This window comes from Microbacterium sp. MYb66 (assembly GCF_002979435.1).
In the GTDB taxonomy this organism is placed as follows: domain Bacteria; phylum Actinomycetota; class Actinomycetes; order Actinomycetales; family Microbacteriaceae; genus Microbacterium.
Window position 1 is genome coordinate 133,667 of the sequence record NZ_PCOV01000008.1, and the last position, 17,646, is coordinate 151,312.

Here is a 17,646-nt window from a genome sequence, read left to right on the forward strand (position 1 = left end):
CAGTGCGGTCAGCACGCGGGAAGTCGGAGGGATCATGTCGCGCCAGCGCCAGGACCAGCTCCTCGCCGTCCTGCTGCGTCAGGAAGGATGGGCGACGGCCGGGAGCCTCGCCGACCTGCTGGGGGTGACGCCCCGCAGCATCCGCTCGTATGTCGCCGCATTGAACGCCCGCACCCCGGGGGCCGCGGTGATCGAGTCGGGTCCCGCCGGCTATCGAGCAGGCCACGGAGCTCGAGGCGCTCTCCGTATGCGTCAGACGGGCGAGTCGGCACCCCGCGACCGCCTGCACACGCTGGTGCGGCTGCTGCTCGATGAACCGACAGGCATAGACGTGTTCGATACCGCCGACGAACTGCACGTCAGTGAGGCGACGCTCGAAGCGGACCTGGTGCGCGTGCGGAGTCTGCTGGACGGCACTGATCTGGTGCTGGAGCGGGACAGGGAGAACGTGCGTCTGCGCGGCAACGAGGCGGCGCAGCGCCGCCTCCTCAGCAGGCTCGCCCACGACGAGATGGATGACGCGTCATTCCACCCCGAGACCTTCCGGCGCGCGCTGTCGGGCTCCGCCGTCGCCGCCAGTGCGGTGGGGCCGTTCAAGTCCTCTCTGGTACGCGAACTGGGCGAACTCGGCTACTACGTGAACGAACTCGCGATCGCCGATGTGCTGCTGCACATCGCGATCGCCGCCGAGCGGGTCGCCGCCGGCCACGCGCTGGAGTCCTCTCCCGTCGGGACGCGCGAGGAGATCCCGCGGGTCGGGGCCGTCATCGCCCGCCTGGCCGCGGAGCACTTCTCCGTGGTTCTCGGCGAGGGCGACAGCGGGCACCTCGCATCCCTGGTCCTCACCCGCATCGTCGCCCCGGGGGAGGACGCCACGCGCGAGGTCGCCCGCAGCGGTGTCGATCCCGAGGTGGAGGCGGCCGTGCGCGCGGAGATCGCGCGAGCCGCCGACGACTACCAGGTCGACCTGATCGACGAGACCTTCGTGCTCCGGCTGGCGCTGCACGTGCAGAATCTGCTGCGGCGGGCCGAGGAGAGCGCGCTGACGCGCAATCCGCTCACGCGCTCGCTCAAGACGACCTACCCGATGATCTTCGAAGTCGCGGTGTCCATCGCCAGCGGCCTGCACGATCGGGTGGGCACGCCGATCCACGACGACGAGATCGCCTACATCGCGATGCACGTCGGCGGCCGCCTCGAGCGCAGCAGGAAGGCCGAGTCGATCCTCACGGCGACGATCGTCTGCCCCGGCTACTACGAGCTGCACGAACTGCTCCGCTCCAGCGTCGACCGCTCACTCGGCGCGGCGATCGAGGTCACGAGCGTCGTCACGAACGTCGACCCCGACTGGGCGTCCTTCGACACCGATCTGGTCCTCAGCACGATCGAGCCCGGGTCGTCGGGCGACCGCTTCGTGCGCATCCAGCCGTTCCTGACCGACGCCGACGTCGACCGCATCCAGCAGGCGGCCGCGCGTCTGCGGAGGGGACGTCGACTCACCCGGCTCCGCGGCGAGCTCGCGCGCTACTTCCACCCCGACGCGTACGTGTTCCCGCTCCCCGACGAAGGGGAGGAGGCGATCATCCGCCGTCTGGGCGGGCTCCTGGTGGAGGCAGGCCTGATCGGAGAGGACTACATCGACAACACCATCGTGCGCGAGCGGATGTCGTCGACCGCGTTCACGGATGCGCTGGCCGTCCCGCACGCACTGCAGATGACCGCCACCCGCACCGCGATCGCGATCGGGGTCACCGACGGCTCGGCCGCCTGGGGCGGCGGCCGAGTGCAGGTCGTCGCGCTCGCCGCCTTCAGCGAAGGCGACCGAGCCGCATTCCAGACCGTCTTCGAGCAGCTCGTCGAGGTCTTCAGCGAGCGGGAGAGCGTGCAGCGGATCGTTCGCCGGGGGACGAGCTTCGAGGCGTTCCTGGATGAGCTCGTGGCCGTGATCGACGGTTGAACGCCGTCACTCCCGTGGCGCGAGCACCTCGGCGAGTTGGTCGAGCACGGCTTCGGAGGTCTCGGATTCCGCGGTCTCGAGCACGACGGCATCGCCGGGCGCGATGGCCAGATCCATCACGGCGAGCACGCTGCTGAGGTCGACGGTGGTGTCATCCGACGTGCGCAGCGTCACAGGGGAGCCGTGGGACTGCGCGAGTCGGACGAGCTCGGCCACCGGACGGGCGTGCACGCCGTTGTGCGCGCTGACGACCACGCGTCTGACCGACATGCTCAGGAGCGCTCGTCGAGTAGGGATCGGACGCCGGCCTCGAGCTCTGCCACGGCCTCTCGTGCGCTCTCTGCCGAATCCGCGCGGGCGTCGATGTAGACCTTGAGCTTCGGCTCGGTGCCGCTCGGTCGCACGATCACGCGCGAGCCGTCGCCGAGCCGATACCGCAGCACGTCGCCGGCGGGCTGCCCTGGAGCCGCCTGCAGCAGGTCTTCGGCGGAGGTGACCGAGCGTCCGGCGAGGTGCGTCGGAGGAAGGGAGCGCAGTGCGAGCATGACGTTGCCGATGACCGCGAGGTCTTCAACGCGGACCGATACCTGGCCGCTGGCGAAGTGTCCGTAGGTGTCGCCGAGCTCTTGAAGCAGGTCGGTGAGCGTGGCTCCGCGGTCTCGGGCCTCGGCCGCGAGGCCGAGGACGGCGACGGCAGCGGACACCCCGTCCTTGTCGCGGACGGTCTCGGGATTCACCAGGTAGCCGAGGGCCTCCTCGAAGCCGAACACGATTCCGGGGGCGCGGGAGATCCACTTGAATCCGGTGAGGGTCTCGTGGAAGTCCAGCCCGTGATGGGCGGCGACCGCGCCCAGACCGGGGGACGAGACGAGTGAGCACGCGAGCGAGGCGCCGGGGGTGCCGGCCGCGGCACGCGCGGCACGCGCACCGAGCAGGAGGCCGACCTCGTTGCCGGTCAGGCGACGCCAGCCGTCCGGTGCCGTCTCGTCCGGCACGGCGACGGCCAGGCGGTCTGCGTCCGGGTCGTTGGCGAGGATGAAGTCCGCCTTCACGCGGCGTGCCTTGGCGAAGGAGAGGTCCATCGCCCCCGGCTCCTCCGGGTTCGGGAACGAGACCGTCCGGAACGTGGCATCGGGGGCGAGCTGCTCGTCGACGACGAACGGCTGCGGATAGCCTGCCTCGCGCACGATACGCGACAGGGTCTCCCAGCCGACCCCGTGCATCGCGGTGTACACCCACCGCATTCCGGAGGTGCCGGCGGGAGCGGGGGCCACCGCGACGGTCGCCGCGATGTAGGCGTCGACGACCTCCTCGCCGGCGGTCTCGTACGCCGTGGAGCGGGGGAGGGCGGTGACCGCCTCTGCCTCCGCGATGCGCTGGATGTGGGCGGCGATCTCCGCGTCCGCGGGAGCGACGATCTGGGACCCCTGGTCCGCGCCGCCGAGATAGACCTTGTAGCCGTTGTCGTTCGGCGGGTTGTGGCTCGCGGTCACCATCACCCCGGCGTCGGCGCCGAAGTGGCGAACCGCGAACGCGAGGACGGGCGTCGGCAGCAGCCGGGGGAGCAGGATCGCGCGGAGACCCGCCCCGGCGAACAGCTCGGCGGAGTCCGTCGCGAACACGCGGGAGTTGCGCCGACCGTCGTAGCCGATGATGACCGTGGGGGTGCCGCCGTCGGCCTTCTCACGCAGATACGCGGCGAAACCTGCCGCGGCCTGAGCGACCAGCACGCGGTTCATCCGGTTGCTCCCGGCGCCGAGCTCGCCGCGAAGACCGGCGGTGCCGAACGCCAAGCGCGTGCGGAACCGGTCATCCAGCTCGGCGACCGCCGCGTCCTCACCGGCGGCGGCGCGCGTGATCAGCCCGGACAGCTCATCGCGGGTCTCGTGGTCGGGGTCCTGTCGCAACCAGGCGCGTGCCTGCGCGAGCCGCTCCTCGCTCACAGCGCCTCGACAACCCTGGCCAGGAGCGCGGAGATCACCGGCTCGGCCTCGCGACCGGCTTCGATCACCTCGGCGTGGCTCAGCGGAGTCTGCTGGATGCCGGCAGCCAGGTTGGTGATGAGCGAGAAGCCGAGGACCTCCATGCCGGCCTCGCGGGCGGCGATGGCCTCGAGAGCGGTCGACATGCCGACGATGTGGCCGCCGATGTGCTTCGCCATCTGCACTTCGGCTGGAGTCTCGTAGTGCGGCCCTCGGAACTGCGTGTACACGCCCTCGTCGAGCGTCGGGTCGATGCCGCGCGCGATGTCGCGGAGGCGCTTCGCGTACAGGTCCGTCAGGTCGATGAAGGTCGCGCCTTCGAGAGGCGAGTCGGCAGTCAGGTTGATGTGGTCGCTGATCAGCACCGGCTGGCCGGGCGTCCAGGTCTCGCGGATGCCCCCGGCGCCGTTCGTGAGCACCATGATCTTGGCTCCCGTGGCCGCGGCGGTGCGGACGCTGTGCACGACACGACGTACGCCGTGGTCCTCGTAGTAATGGGTGCGCGCCCCGATGACGAGGACGTTCTTGCCGCCCGGGGTGCGGATGCTGCGCAGCGTGCCGACGTGGCCCTCGAGCGCGGGCTTGGAGAAGCCGGTGACCTCGGTCGCGGGGATGGTCGCGACGGTCTCGCCGATGATGTCTGCGGCCTTGCCCCAGCCGCTGCCGAGGGTGAGGGCGATGTCATGGTTCTCGACCCCGGTCAGACGTGCGATGTCGGCGGCGGCCTGCGAAGCGACCTCGAACGGGTTCGCAGTCGGGTCGTCGAGAGGGTTGCTGTGCGTTTCGGGCATGGATCCACTCTAGGAAGGTGCAGGCTCGGGTGCCAGGATTGCGCGAGAATGGATTCCATGTCTTCCACCACTTTCGAGCGCACTCAGCGCGTCGCCGTCCTCGGCGGCGGTCCCGGCGGTTACGAGGCGGCTCTCGCGGCCGCCCAGCTCGGGGCCGAGGTCACTCTCGTCGAGCGCGTGGGGGTGGGCGGATCCGCTGTCCTCACGGATGTCGTGCCCTCGAAGAGCCTGATCGCCACCGCCGACGCGGCCGTCGCGATCTCCGAGGCGAGCGACCTCGGCGTGAACTTCTACGCCAAGGGGGAGAACGGCAAGCCGCTGAAACCCGAGATCGCGATCAACCTCGCTGCCGTCAACAAGCGTCTCATCGCGCTCGCGGGTCAGCAGTCGGAGGACATGCGAGCGACACTGCTCGAAGCCGGCGTCCGGATCCTCTCCGGTCACGGACGGCTCGAGGGACCGACCGCGATCGTGGTGTCGACAGGTCAGGGCGGCACCGACTTCGACCGTGTCGAGGCCGACACGATCGTCGTGGCCGTGGGGGCCTCACCGCGGGAACTCGATTCCGCGAAACCCGACGGCAAGCGCATCCTCACCTGGACCCAGCTGTACGACATGAAGGCGCTCCCGGAGCACCTCATCGTGGTGGGCTCGGGCGTGACCGGCGCGGAGTTCGCCTCCGCGTACATGAATCTCGGTGCCAAGGTCACGCTCATCTCCAGCCGCGAGCAGGTCCTCCCCGGTGAGGACAAGGATGCGGCGGGCGTCCTGGAGAAGGTGTTCAAGCGCGGCGGGATGCAGGTGCTCTCGAAGTCCCGTGCCGACAAGGTCGAAGCCACGAAGGAGGGCGTGACCGTCACACTGTCGGACGGCCGCACGGTCGAGGGGAGCCACTGCCTGATGGCGGTGGGCTCGATCCCGAACACCGCCGGGATCGGCTTGGAGGAAGCGGGCGTCGAGCTCGACGACTCGGGACATGTCCGGGTGAACAAGGTCGCCCGCACATCGGTGCCCAACGTGTACGCGGTCGGGGACTGCACCAACTTCTTCCCGCTCGCCTCGGTCGCCTCCATGCAGGGGCGCACAGCCGTCTTCCATGCGCTCGGCGACATCGTGATCCCGCTCGAGCTCATCAAGATCACCTCGAACATCTTCACCGCGCCGGAGATCGCGACGGTCGGATACGGGGTCAAGGACGTCGAGGACGGCGTCGCGGACGGCATGGTCTACAAGCTCCCGCTCGCGGCCAACCCCCGAGCGAAGATGATGGGCATCAAGGACGGCTTCGTCAAGCTCATCGCGCGCAAGGGATCGGGCACCGTGATCGGCGGCGTGATCGTGGCTCCGAAGGCCTCCGAGCTGATCTATCCGATCGCGGTCGCCGTCGAGCGCCGGCTCACGGTCGATCAGGTCTCCCGGGTCTTCGCGGCATACCCTTCGCTGTCGAGCAGCATCACGGATGCCAGCCGGGCGATGCACCTCGTGAACATCTCCTGACAGCCGCTAGAACGCGAATAGGCGCCCCACCTCGGTGGGGCGCCTATTCGCGTTCTCGGGATCCGGTCCCGGAGCTGGTCGACGGGTCAGCTGATCGTGAGCAGTTGATGACCGGCGGAGACCGTGGCTCCCGCATCCGCGTTGATGTTTCCGATGACGCCGTCCTTGTGCGCCTGCAGCGGCTGCTCCATCTTCATCGCTTCGAGCACGACGACGAGGTCGCCCTTGACGACCTGCTGTCCGTCCGCGACGGCGATCTTGACGACGGTCGACTGCATGGGCGACTTGACCGCGTCGCCGGATGCTCCGGCATTCGCGGTGGTGGCGTGACTGCGTCGAGACGGCGGCACGACGGCGGGGCGACCAGCGGTGCCGGGGGCCGCCGCGACGCGATCGGGAAGGCTCACCTCGAGACGTTTGCCGGAGACCTCGACGACGACCGTGTGGCGCGACTCGGCGGATGTCGGCGACTCGAGCTCGCCGTCCCAGGCCGGGATGTCGTTGACGAACTCCGTCTCGATCCAGCGCGTGAAGATGCCGAACTCGCCGTTCTCGGCCGTGAATGCGGGGTCGCGGACGACCTTGCGGTGGAAGGGGATGACCGTGGGCAGGCCGGCGACCTCGAACTCGTCGAGGGCGCGGCGCGAGCGCTCGAGCGCCTCCGCGCGGTCCTTGCCGGTCACGATGATCTTCGCGAGCAGCGAGTCGAAGGCTCCGGACACCGAGTCCCCGGCGGTGACGCCGGAGTCGAGGCGGATGCCGGGGCCCCCGAAGGTCTTGAAGACGTGGATCGGGCCGGGCTGGGGGAGGAATCCGCGACCCGGGTCTTCGCCGTTGATGCGGAACTCGATCGAGTGCCCCTGGGGCGTCGGGTCGTCGTAGTCGATGGTGCCGCCGGCCGCGATGCGGAACTGCTCGCGTACCAGGTCGATGCCGGTGACCTCTTCCGAGACCGGGTGCTCGACCTGCAGGCGGGTGTTCACCTCGAGGAAGGAGACCGTGCCGTCGGCGCCGATCAGGAACTCGCAGGTTCCTGCACCGACGTAGCCGACCTCCCTGAGGATGGCCTTCGATGCCGAGTAGAGGAGATCGTTCTGCTCGTCCGTGAGGAACGGGGCGGGCGCCTCCTCGACGAGCTTCTGGTGGCGGCGCTGCAGCGAGCAGTCGCGCGTCGAGATGACGACGACGTTGCCCTCGGCGTCCGCCAGGCACTGGGTCTCGACGTGGCGCGGCTTGTCGAGGTACTTCTCGACGAAGCACTCACCGCGACCGAAGGCCGTGACGGCCTCGCGCGTGGCGGACTCGAAGAGCTCGGCGACCTCGTCGAGCTCGCGGGCCACCTTGAGCCCGCGCCCGCCGCCGCCGTATGCGGCCTTGATCGCGATCGGGAGACCGAACTCCTTCGCGAAGGCGATGACCTCGTCGGCGCCTTCCACCGGACCGGGGGTGCCGGGAGCGAGGGGAGCGCCGACCTTCTCGGCGACGTGACGCGCGGTGACCTTGTCGCCGAGTGCCTCGATGGCCTCGGGAGACGGTCCGATCCAGATCATCCCGGCATCGATGACCGCGCGGGCGAACTCGGCGTTCTCGGCGAGGAAGCCGTAGCCGGGGTGCACGGCGTCAGCACCGGCGCGGCGGGCGACCGAGAGGATCTTCTCGATCTGCAGGTACGTTTCGGCGCTGGTCGAGCCGCCGAGGGCGTAGGCCTCGTCGGCGAGACGGCTGTGCAGGGCGTCGCGATCCTGGTCCGCGTAGACGGCGACCGATGCGATCCCGGAGTCCCGGGCGGCGCGGATGATGCGGACGGCGATCTCGCCGCGGTTGGCGATGAGCACCTTGGCGATAGCAGGCATGGTTGCCAGCCTAGCGAGAACGATCCCGATCCTTTTGACGACTCTCCACAAGAAAGACGCGAAAACGTGGAGGGGAGTCTACGACCACAGGTCCGTCCACCGGACGCCGAGTTCGGCAGCCAGGCGTCGCACCGTCGAGAGGGACATGCCCACGACCGTGGACGGGTCTCCGTCCACGCGGGTGATGAAGGCGCCGCCCAGGCTGTCGACCGTGAACGCTCCCGCCACGTGCAGTGGTTCGCCGGAAGCGACGTAGGCGGCGATCTCCGTGTCGCTCACATCGTCGGCGAACGTCACCGCCGCCTCGGCGACGGCGGTCGCTTCGGCAGGCTCTGCGCCGGGGGATACCCGGAACACGGAGTGTCCGGAGTGCAGGATCCCGGTCGCGCCGCGCATCTCCTGCCAACGCCTGGTCGCTTCCTCCGGCGTGTACGGCTTGCCGTACACCTGCCCGCCGAGCGCGAACATCGAGTCCCCGCCGATGACGAGACCGTCGAACTCGCCCTCTTCGGAGAGTCGGCGGGCGACGGCAGCGGCCTTCGCCCTGGCGAGCAGCAGCACCAGCTCCTCCGGCGCGAGCGGCGCGCCACGGTCGGCCTGGGCAGCGGCGGCCATGGCGTCTTCATCGACGTCGGGCGACAGGGTGAGGGGCTCGATGCCCGCCTGCCGCAGCAGCATGAGTCGGGCCGGGGAGGTGGAGGCGAGGCAGACGCGCATGTCCACCACCGTATCCTCGAAGGATGACTTCCTCCCCAGCCGACGTGCTCGAGCTCGACATCACCGGCATCGCACACGGGGGCACCTTCATCGCCCGCCACGAGGGGCGCGTGGTGTTCGTCTCCGATGCCATCCCCGGCGAACGCGTGCGTGCCAGGGTGATCCCCCCGCAGGAGGGGGCGGATGCGTCGACCCGCAGCTTCTGGCGGGCGGAGACGATCGAGGTGCTCGAGGCTTCGGAGCATCGGCGTCCCCACGTGTGGGCCGAGGCCGATGTGTCCCGCGATCCCGCCGATCGTCCGGGAGGCGCCGACCTCGGTCACATCGATCTCGATCATCAGCGGGAGCTGAAGCGCCGCGTGCTGTCGGAAGCCCTCGACCGCTTCGCCGGCGAGGGGCTCACCGCTCCGGAGATCGAGTCCGTGGAGTCGGGAGACGGCCTCGGATGGCGCACCCGCGTGACCCTGCACGTCGATGAGACCGGAGAGGCCGGGCCGTTCGCCGCTCGCAGCCACCGGGTCATCCCCGTCACCTCGCACCCGCTGGCTCGCCCCGCCATCGCCGAAGCCGCGCTCGCGCTGCACGGAGAGGCTCCCGGTCGCATCGAGCTCGTCGAGCCCGCCGACGGTGACGTGCGCATCATCCGGCGCGAGGAGACCGAGCGCGCACCCCGGGTCCAGAGGGGCTTCCGAAAGCGTCCCACGCCCGAGGTGATCGAGGAGATCGTCAACGACCGTCGCTTCCAGGTCGACGCGACGGGCTTCTGGCAGGTGCACCCGCGTGCGGCATCCGTGCTCGACGCCGCCGTGTACGGCATCCTCGACGGATACGTCGACGAGGAGAAGACCCACTACGACCTTTACGGAGGCGTCGGCCTCTTCGCCGCGACCCTCGCCGACCTCGGCGGCACCGACATCGTGACCGTGGAGTCGAGCGCCCGCGCCACCCAGCACGCGGTCGCGAACCTCGCCCCGCTCGATGTGACCGCGGTGACGGCGCGCGTCGACAGGTTCCTGGCGACGCGGACGGGCGGCACCCGCACCGGCGCCGTCATCCTCGACCCGCCGCGTGCGGGAGCGGGCCGTCAGGTCGTCGAGGCGGTGCATGCCCTCGGTCCCGAGGCCATCGCGTACGTGGCGTGCGACCCCGTCGCCCTCGCTCGCGATCTCGGCACCTTCCGAGGGCTCGGATGGAACGTCGATCGCCTGCGCGGCTTCGAGCTGTTCCCGCACTCGCACCACTTCGAGGTCGTCGCACTCCTCACGCGGTGAGCGATCTCCCCTTCCGGGGGACTCAGTAGGCTGTGTGGATGAGCACGGTTGCACTCATCGACGATCACGAGTCCGTCCGCCTCGGCCTCGAGGCCGCATGCGCGCGTGACGCGCAGACGGTGGTCTTCTCCGGCAGCACGGTGAGCTCGTATCTGGAATGGCGTGCGTCGTCCGCGGTCTCGCCGGCGGATGTCGTCGTCCTCGACCTCACGCTCGGCGACGGGACGACCGTCACCGAGAACGTGGCGTCGCTCGTCAACGACGGTGCGAGCGTCGTGATCCACAGCGTCGCCGATCGGCCGGCGGCCGTCCGGGAGGCGCTCGCCGCCGGAGCCGCCGGAGTCGTCAGCAAGTCCTCCGCGCTCGACGATGTCCTCGACGCGATCCGCACCGTCGCCCAGGGCGAAGCCCTCAACAACGTCGAGTGGGCGAGCGCCGTCGACGGCGATCGCGCCTTCGCGGACGCGCAGCTCTCCACCCGCGAGCGCGAGGTCCTCCGCCTGTACGCCACGGGCCTGCCCCTGAAGGCGGTCGCCGAACGTCTCGGCGTCGCGTACTCCACGGCCAAGGAGAACATCACCCGCGTCCGTGTGAAGTACGTCGAGGTCGGGCGTCCTGCGCCCACCAAGGTCGACCTGCTGCGCAGGGCGATGGAGGACGGGATCGTCGCGGCAGACGGGGCGCCGAGTGCCGGCTGAGCCGCTCAGCATCCGTGACGCCTGGAGCAAGATCCCCTCTCCCGGCAGCACGGAGACCGCGTTCGAGCGCTTCACCGGCAAGCGCATGGAGCGGATCCTCGCGATCGTCGTCGCGATCGGCTCCGCCGTGCTCGGCGCGCAGGCCCTGTTCGCGGCGGTGAACACCCTGTCTCAGGGGGATGTGGCGCATATCGTGATGCTCGTCGTGGTGTTCGTGCCGCTCACGGCGATGCTGGTGGCGTGTCTGATCGGCCGAGGCGTGCGTATGCTCTCGGGCATCTTCGCCGTGGTCTACGTCCTCGCGCTCGCCGCGTGGCCGACCGTCGTCGACCCGTCCGACAAAGGCGCAGACGATCAGCCATGGATCTTCTTTCTCGTCAACGTCGGCGTCGTCGCGGCGATGCTCGCGTTCCCGATGCGGATCCAGTTCGCGTGGGCGGTGGTGATGCCTTTCGTCTACGGGTACGTGCGCCTCGTGCAGGGGGAGTTCTCGCGCGAGTTCTGGGTGACGACCGCGTTCGACGTGTCCTTCACCCTCATCCTCGGCGTCGTCATCATCTCCCTCGGCTGGATGTTCCGCTCCGTCGCCGCCGGTGTGGACGAGGCGCGAGGGCAGGCGGTGGCGTCGTACTCCACGGCCGCGGCGGCCGCGGCGGCGGAGGAGGAGCGTGCCGCGATGTCGGCCCTGATGCACGACAGCGTGCTGGCCGCTCTGATCGCCGCCGAGCGTGCAGAGAGCGAGCGCGCCAAGGAGCTCGCCGTCGCGATGGCCAGGGAGGCTCTCACCCGTCTCGCGAACACCGAGGCCGCCGTCGCGCAGGAGGGGAGCGACGAGCCGGTCGGCACCGCGCAGATCGTCGTGGAGCTGCGCCGGGCGCTGTCGGAACTGGGCGCCGACGCCATCGTGGAGGAGCGCGGAGGCATCGGACTCATCCCCGGGCGCGCCGCACGGGCGTTGGTACTCGCCGCACGGCAGGCGATCGGCAACTCCGTCTCGCACGCGAACGGACGCGGGCTGCACATCGTCGCGGAGGGCCACGGTGACGAGGGGATCGCCGTGACCGTGTCGGATGCCGGACCGGGATTCGATGTGCGGGCCATCGGGGCGGACCGCCTCGGGATCCGCGCATCGATCTTCGCGCGGATGGCGGGTGTCGCCGGCACCGCCGACATCCGGTCGGATGAGCATGGGACGACGGTCACGCTGGGCTGGGAGCGCTCGTGAACCGCACCGTCCGCAGTGTCGCCACGTCCCTCGCCGTAGGATTCGCGCTGTACTTCGTCGCGCGGGCCGTCTGGTGGATCGAGCAGCCGACGGCGCCGCTGCTCATGGTCGTCGCGATCGGCCTCTACCTGGTCGTGGTGAACATCGCCATCCTGGGCGACGGCGCATCGGTGCGGATGCCTCTGTGGTCGGCCCTCCTCGCGCTGCTCACGAGTGCTGTCATCCCCGTTCTCGTCACGCTGTCCCTCGAACCGGTCGACCGCACGGCCCCGTTCGCCACCTGGTATATCGGTGCGCTGGGCCTGCTCGGCGTCGTCTGCGTCGTCCGTCGGCGCGCTCTGATCGGCTGGCTGACGCTCGCGGTGCTCGTGGTGGCCGCATCCGTGTATCTGGGTTTCGGTGTCGCGCTCAGCCTGGGTGTGGTCGGATCCATCATGTGGGTGGCGGTGGCGAGACTTCTCGTGATGTTCTGGGACCGGGCGGTCCGCGACACCGAGCGTCTCGCCGAGATCCAGCAGGCGGTCTCCGCCTGGCATGCCACGCAGCGCGTGCGCCAACGCGAGCGGCGTCTGCGCACGCAGTTCGCCCTCGCCGTCGCCGGACCGGTGCTGAGCCGCGTCGTCGCTGCTCGCGGATCTCTGACCGAGCAGGAGCGGCTGGATGCGCGGCTCGCGGAGGGGCGTCTGCGTGATGAGCTGCGCGGTGCCGATCTGCTCAACGATGCCGTGCGCAACGCGATCGAAGCCGCACGGCGACGAGGCGCGAGCGTCACCGTGTTCGACGAGGGCGGTTTCGACGGAATCGACGAGGCCCGTCGCCGGGAGATCCGGGATGAACTCGCGGCCGTCCTCACCCGCGCGCAGACTGCTCGCCTCATCATCCGCTCCGCGCGGGATCCGCGTGTCGCGGTGACGGTGGTCGGCCGCGCCGGTTCGCGTTCGTCCGGCGATGATGATTCCGTCGACCTCTGGCACGAGATCCTGCGGGACGGGGCGGCGCTCTGACGACGGCCTCGGCACGACAGCGTCCTCGGCCCCGGCCTGGGGAGGTGACCGGAGTCGAGGATGGAGAGAGTGGGCGAGGGGCGGCGAATCCGCCAGCCCCTCGCCGTGCGGACAGTTACCCGAAAACCATCCGCTGGTGGCCGATCAGCGTCTGTCTACCCTGGGACAGAGAGACCAGCCGAACGCGAAGCGTCTCCCTCAGTCTGATGGCTCACGCAAAGGTTGTCTGTAGGTATTTTGGGGGACACGGATTCCCCGGTCATGGGGGATCATTGGACGATGGGAACGCGTCGGGGAACCAACCTTCCGCGGATGGGTGATTTCAATCAGTCGGTGATCCTCGAGGCCATCCGGCAGTCCGGCGAGGGGCTGAGCAGGATCGAGCTCGCGGCGGCGACCGGGCTCTCGGCGCAGACCGTCACCAACATCACCCGCAGACTTCTCGAAGACGGATTCATCCGTGAGGCGGGACGAACCATCAACGGTCCGGGCAAGCCGCGAGTCACGTTGCGGCTCAACGCCGACAGTCGCTTCGCCGTGGGGGTCCACCTCGACCCCGCGCTGATGACGTTCGTGCTGCTCGATCTCTCGGGCGAGGTCGTGCGGCGACTCAGCGTACGGACCCCGGCGAAGGATCCGCGGCGGATCGTCGAGGCCATGGCCGCCACGATCGACGCGCTGATCGAGGAATCCGGGGTCGACCGGACGCGGATCGCCGGGGTGGGGGTGGCGGCCCCCGGTCCGCTCGATGCGGAGAAGGGCACGGTGATCGATCCGCCGAAGCTGCTCGGCTGGCACCGAGTGCCGCTGCGTGCGGTGCTCGCGGAGGCCACGGGACTCCCCGTCGTGCTGGAGAAGGACACGACCTCGGCTGCGGTCGGTGAGCTCTGGACGCGACGGGGATCGGCCGGCGACTCGTTCGTGTTCGTCTATCTCGGTACCGGGATCGGGGCGGCTGTGGCGAGGGACGGGGAGGCGATTCCCGGCAGCACCCGCAACATGGGCGAGGTCGGGCACATCATGGTGGACCCGGACGGCCCGCCGTGCTCATGCGGTTCGCGGGGGTGCGTGGAGGTCGTCTGCACGCCGCAGGCGATCGTCGAGCACGCCGAACGTGTCGGGGTGTTCCAGGACGACCGGGAGGTGAGCGACGTCGCGGCCGTCGATGAGCGTTTCTCGCAGCTGTGCGAACGCGCGTCTCACGGTGAAGCCCCCGCCCTCGCGGTGCTTCGACAGGCGGCTGTGCACACCTCGGTGCTCACCGCCGTGTTGACGAACATGCTCGATGTGGATCGCGTGGTGTTCGGAGGACCGTTCTGGTCGCGGCTCTCCGATGTGTACCTCCGCGAGATCCCCGCTCTGCTCGAGCGGGCGAGTGCGACGCGCGCCGTGCGTCCGCTGCCCGTGGACGGCACCGTGGTCGGCGACGACGTCGGCGCGGTGGGAGCAGCGTGCGTCGTGCTCGATTCGGTCCTCAGCCCTCGCGCCTCGGATCTGCTGCTCGATCGCTGACCGGCTGCTCGCCGACCGCATCACCCCCGTCGCCCCGAAGGCTTGACAAGAATAAGTCTAATCGATGTATTATCTGTCATCCCCTCAGCGATCGGAACCCCGATGCATGACGACTCCGCCTTGGTCGAAGCGCGTCTCGAGCGCTTCGTGGTGGAACGTCTCCGCCCGTCGCTGCACGTGAGCACGACTGGACTCGAGCTCTCGTCGTGGACCGCCCAGGGGGAGCCGGTCTCCTTCGACGAGGCGGTGTCCCGGAGATTCGACCCGTTCCTCATCGGCACACCGTGGGGCCGCGCCTGGAGCACGATGTGGCTGCGGATCACCGGGGTGATCCCTGCGGTCGGCGACGGTCGGCGCGCGGAGCTGCTGTTCGACCTCGGGTTCGACAGCGCTGAGCCGGGTTTTCAGGCCGAAGGCACCGTGTACCGTCCCGACGGGTCGATCGTGAAGGCCGTCGAACCCCGCAACGCTCACGTTCCGCTCGACGGCGCCGCGGGCGACGCGTTCGAGTTCTACCTGGAGGCGGCGGCGAACCCCGACATCGCCGAGGGGTTCCGGTACTTCCGGCCGACTTCTCTCGGCGAGTGGGAGACGGCGGGAGACACGCCGCTCTACACCTTCCGTCGGGCCGACGTGGTCGTGCTCGACGAGACGGTATGGGAGCTGCTGCAGGATGTCGCGGTGCTGCGCTCGCTGCTGCACGAACTCCCGGCGCATTCGGTCCGTCGCGCGGAGATCGTCCGCGCGCTGGAGCGGATGATCGACGCCACGGATCCCGAGGACGTCTCCGGCACGGCATCCGCCGCCCGTGCCGAGCTCGCCCTCGTGCTGTCTCGGCCCGCGTCGGCTTCCGCGCACCGGGTGCACGCCGTCGGACACGCCCACATCGACTCGGCGTGGCTGTGGCCGGTGCGAGAGACGCAGCGCAAGGTCGCGCGGACGTTCTCGAACGTGCTCGCGCTGCAGCAGGAGGACCCGGATTTCGCCTTCGCCGCGTCTTCGGCACAGCAATACGCCTGGATGAAGCAGTTCCAGCCCGAGCTGTTCGAGCGGATGCGCCTCGCTGTCGCGGAGGGCCGCTTCGTGCCCGCGGGGGGCATGTGGGTGGAATCGGACACCAACATGCCCGGTGGCGAGGCGCTCGCCCGGCAGTTCATCCACGGTAAGCGCTTCTTCCTCGAGGAGTTCGGCGTGGAACCGCTCGACGTGTGGCTGCCGGATTCGTTCGGGTACTCCGCCGCGCTGCCGCAGATAGCCAGGGCGGCGGGATCGAGGTGGATGCTGACGCAGAAGATGTCGTGGAACGAGACGAACGCGATGCCCCATCACACGTTCCAGTGGGAGGGCATCGACGGGAGCCGGATTTTCACGCACTTCCCTCCGGTCGACACGTACAACGCACAGCTCACCGGGGAGGAGCTGGCGCGGGCGGAGCGGCAGTACGCGGAGAAGGGGCGGGCGAACACCTCGCTCGTCCCGTTCGGCTACGGTGACGGCGGCGGCGGGCCGAACCGCGAGATGCTGGCCGCAGCCGCGCGACTGCGCTCCCTGGAGGGCTCGCCCTCGGTGACGCTGTCGACTCCGCGCCGTTTCTTCGAGGCAGCGGAGGCCGAGTATCCGAACCCTCCCGTGTGGTCGGGCGAGATGTACCTCGAGTTCCACCGCGGCACCTACACGTCTCAGGCCAGGACCAAACGCGGTAACCGCCGCAGCGAGCACGCCCTGCGTGAGGCGGAGTTCTGGGCGACGGCCGCCGCTCTTCGCGGTGCGGACTATCCGTACGAGGAGTTGAGCGGCCTCTGGGAGACCGTTCTCCTGCAGCAGTTCCATGACATCCTGCCCGGCAGCTCCATCGGCTGGGTGCATCGGGAAGCAGAACGACGCTACGCCGAGGTGCTCGCCTCGACGGAGCGCATCATCGCGGGGGCGCTGGCGGTCGTCGCCGGTTCGGGTGAAGCCGAGCTGGTGGCGAACGCCGGACCCTACGCAGGGGAGGGAACGGCGGCGATGGGGATCGCAGCCGTGCACGGCACTGGGGTTCCTGCGGCGGTCACGCGGACGACGAGCGGCTTCGTGTTGGAGAACGCGCACCTGACGGTGGCGATCGACGGCACGGGCCTGGTGACGTCACTCGTCGCCCGCGCGACCGGGAGAGATGCGATCGCGGCGGGGGAGCGGGGGAACCTCCTCCAGCTGCATCGCGATACGCCGACCCGATGGGATGCCTGGGACATCGACGAGCACTATCGCCGTCACGTCGTCGACGTGACCGACGCGGTGTCCGTCGACATCGTCCCGCATCCGACGGCGGCGATCGTCTGCGTGATCCGTGAGTCGGGGGGCTCGCGGATCACGCAGACCCTCACGCTCGGTGCAGACGCGGAGGCGCTCGACATCGCGACCGCCGTGGACTGGCACGAGCGTCAGAAGCTGCTCAAGCTCGCGTTCCCGCTCGACGTGCACACGGACCGGGCGACCTCGGAGATCCAGTTCGGGCACGTGCACCGCCCCACGCACGCCAACACGTCGTGGGACGCCGCGCGATTCGAGACGGTGGCGCACCGGTGGGTGCACGTCGGGGAGCCCGGCTTCGGTGTCGCGATCGCGAACGATGCCACCTACGGTCACGACATCACACGCTCCCCTCGCAGCGGGGGAGGCACGTCGACGACTGTGCGGCTCTCGCTCCTGAGGGCGCCTCTCTACCCGGATCCGGAAGCGGACCAGGGTGAGCACACCTTCCTGGTCAGCGTGCGCCCGGCTTCCTCCATCGCGGATGCCGTGCGCGAGGGGTACCGGCTGAATCTGCCGCTGCGCCCGCTCCGCGGGGCGGGCCCGGTCGAGCCCCTGCTCTCCGTGTCATCCGACGCGGTGGTCGTCGAGGCGGTGAAACTCGCCGAGGATCGCAGCGGCGACGTGATCGTCCGGCTCTACGAGGCTCACGGCGGCAAGGTCGTGGCGGACCTCCGCACGGCCTTCGGCTTCGACGCGGTCGTCGAGACCGATCTCCTCGAGCGCGAGATCACCGAGAAGGCGATCCGCGCCGTCGCCGCGCAGACCGTGCAGCTCGAGCTGCGAGCTTTCCAGCTGGTGACGCTCCGATTGCGACAGCCGTCTTTCGGCAGCGTCTGAACGCCTG

At 69.7% G+C, this 17,646-nt stretch carries 13 protein-coding genes; 8 read left to right on the forward strand and 5 right to left on the reverse strand.

What is annotated here, in order from left to right; translation table 11 throughout:
* The first annotated feature begins 34 nt into the window (after nt 1–34).
* Nucleotides 35–1,957, forward strand: coding sequence for a PRD domain-containing protein (locus CQ045_RS15385; RefSeq protein ID WP_105725272.1), 1,923 nt, complete (start codon nt 35–37; stop codon nt 1,955–1,957).
* Between the two features lie 6 nt (nt 1,958–1,963).
* Here CQ045_RS15385 and CQ045_RS15390 read toward each other — a convergent pair whose 3' ends face one another.
* The 3 genes from CQ045_RS15390 to CQ045_RS15400 are packed head-to-tail and all read right to left on the reverse strand — an operon-like array spanning nt 1,964 to nt 4,730.
* Nucleotides 1,964–2,227 (reverse strand): HPr family phosphocarrier protein, encoded by a 264-nt coding sequence (locus CQ045_RS15390; protein ID WP_105725274.1) that lies wholly within the window; start codon nt 2,225–2,227, stop codon nt 1,964–1,966.
* Nucleotides 2,228–2,229: 2 nt separating this feature from the next.
* Complete coding sequence (locus CQ045_RS15395; protein WP_105725276.1) at nt 2,230–3,900, reverse strand: phospho-sugar mutase; 1,671 nt, start codon at nt 3,898–3,900, stop codon at nt 2,230–2,232.
* A complete protein-coding gene (locus CQ045_RS15400; RefSeq protein WP_105725278.1) occupies nt 3,897–4,730 on the reverse strand; it encodes a purine-nucleoside phosphorylase in 834 nt (277 codons plus the stop codon). The genes CQ045_RS15395 and CQ045_RS15400 overlap by 4 nt, the downstream gene beginning before the upstream one ends.
* Nucleotides 4,731–4,778: 48 nt before the next feature.
* Between CQ045_RS15400 and CQ045_RS15405 the strand changes: the two genes are divergently transcribed.
* Nucleotides 4,779–6,227, forward strand: coding sequence for an NAD(P)H-quinone dehydrogenase (locus CQ045_RS15405; RefSeq protein WP_181156596.1), 1,449 nt, complete (start codon nt 4,779–4,781; stop codon nt 6,225–6,227).
* An 86-nt stretch (nt 6,228–6,313) separates the two neighbouring features.
* Here CQ045_RS15405 and CQ045_RS15410 read toward each other — a convergent pair whose 3' ends face one another.
* Together CQ045_RS15410 and CQ045_RS15415 are read right to left on the reverse strand one after the other, a co-directional pair.
* Nucleotides 6,314–8,080: a biotin carboxylase N-terminal domain-containing protein gene (locus CQ045_RS15410; protein ID WP_105725280.1), complete on the reverse strand. Its 1,767-nt coding sequence runs from the start codon at nt 8,078–8,080 to the stop codon at nt 6,314–6,316.
* Nucleotides 8,081–8,158: 78 nt separating this feature from the next.
* Nucleotides 8,159–8,797: a nucleoside triphosphate pyrophosphatase gene (locus tag CQ045_RS15415; RefSeq protein ID WP_105725337.1), complete on the reverse strand. Its 639-nt coding sequence runs from the start codon at nt 8,795–8,797 to the stop codon at nt 8,159–8,161.
* A gap of 23 nt (nt 8,798–8,820) precedes the next feature.
* Here CQ045_RS15415 and CQ045_RS15420 point away from each other — a divergent pair, with 23 nt between their 5' ends.
* From CQ045_RS15420 to CQ045_RS15445, 6 genes are all read left to right on the forward strand, one after another.
* Complete coding sequence (locus CQ045_RS15420) at nt 8,821–10,068, forward strand: class I SAM-dependent RNA methyltransferase (protein ID WP_105725282.1); 1,248 nt, start codon at nt 8,821–8,823, stop codon at nt 10,066–10,068.
* Between the two features lie 38 nt (nt 10,069–10,106).
* Nucleotides 10,107–10,766, forward strand: a complete 660-nt coding sequence (locus tag CQ045_RS15425; RefSeq protein WP_105725284.1) for a response regulator transcription factor — start codon at nt 10,107–10,109, stop codon at nt 10,764–10,766.
* Nucleotides 10,756–11,991 carry an ATP-binding protein gene (locus CQ045_RS15430; protein ID WP_105725287.1) on the forward strand — a complete coding sequence of 412 codons (1,236 nt, stop codon included), beginning with the start codon at nt 10,756–10,758 and terminating at the stop codon, nt 11,989–11,991. Before CQ045_RS15425 ends, CQ045_RS15430 begins: the two co-directional genes overlap by 11 nt.
* Nucleotides 11,988–12,995, forward strand: a complete 1,008-nt coding sequence (locus tag CQ045_RS15435) for a hypothetical protein (RefSeq protein WP_258131093.1) — start codon at nt 11,988–11,990, stop codon at nt 12,993–12,995. The genes CQ045_RS15430 and CQ045_RS15435 overlap by 4 nt, the downstream gene beginning before the upstream one ends.
* 312 nt (nt 12,996–13,307) lie before the next feature.
* Nucleotides 13,308–14,507, forward strand: a complete 1,200-nt coding sequence (locus tag CQ045_RS15440) for an ROK family transcriptional regulator (RefSeq protein ID WP_105725291.1) — start codon at nt 13,308–13,310, stop codon at nt 14,505–14,507.
* Nucleotides 14,508–14,609: 102 nt separating this feature from the next.
* Complete coding sequence (locus tag CQ045_RS15445) at nt 14,610–17,639, forward strand: glycoside hydrolase family 38 C-terminal domain-containing protein (protein WP_105725293.1); 3,030 nt, start codon at nt 14,610–14,612, stop codon at nt 17,637–17,639.
* The last annotated feature ends 7 nt before the right edge of the window (nt 17,640–17,646 follow it).

Bases quoted from the DNA above. Each gene is read 5' to 3' on its own strand.
- CQ045_RS15385 (WP_105725272.1), top strand. From the start codon at position 35: ATGTCGCGCCAGCGCCAGGACCAGCTCCTCGCCGTCCTGCTGCGTCAG.
- CQ045_RS15390 (WP_105725274.1), bottom strand. From the start codon at position 2,227: ATGTCGGTCAGACGCGTGGTCGTCAGCGCGCACAACGGCGTGCACGCC.
- CQ045_RS15400 (WP_105725278.1), bottom strand. From the start codon at position 4,730: ATGCCCGAAACGCACAGCAACCCTCTCGACGACCCGACTGCGAACCCG.
- CQ045_RS15405 (WP_181156596.1), top strand. From the start codon at position 4,779: ATGGATTCCATGTCTTCCACCACTTTCGAGCGCACTCAGCGCGTCGCC.
- CQ045_RS15410 (WP_105725280.1), bottom strand. From the start codon at position 8,080: ATGCCTGCTATCGCCAAGGTGCTCATCGCCAACCGCGGCGAGATCGCC.
- CQ045_RS15415 (WP_105725337.1), bottom strand. From the start codon at position 8,797: ATGCGCGTCTGCCTCGCCTCCACCTCCCCGGCCCGACTCATGCTGCTG.
- CQ045_RS15420 (WP_105725282.1), top strand. From the start codon at position 8,821: ATGACTTCCTCCCCAGCCGACGTGCTCGAGCTCGACATCACCGGCATC.
- CQ045_RS15425 (WP_105725284.1), top strand. From the start codon at position 10,107: ATGAGCACGGTTGCACTCATCGACGATCACGAGTCCGTCCGCCTCGGC.
- CQ045_RS15440 (WP_105725291.1), top strand. From the start codon at position 13,308: ATGGGTGATTTCAATCAGTCGGTGATCCTCGAGGCCATCCGGCAGTCC.
- CQ045_RS15445 (WP_105725293.1), top strand. From the start codon at position 14,610: ATGCATGACGACTCCGCCTTGGTCGAAGCGCGTCTCGAGCGCTTCGTG.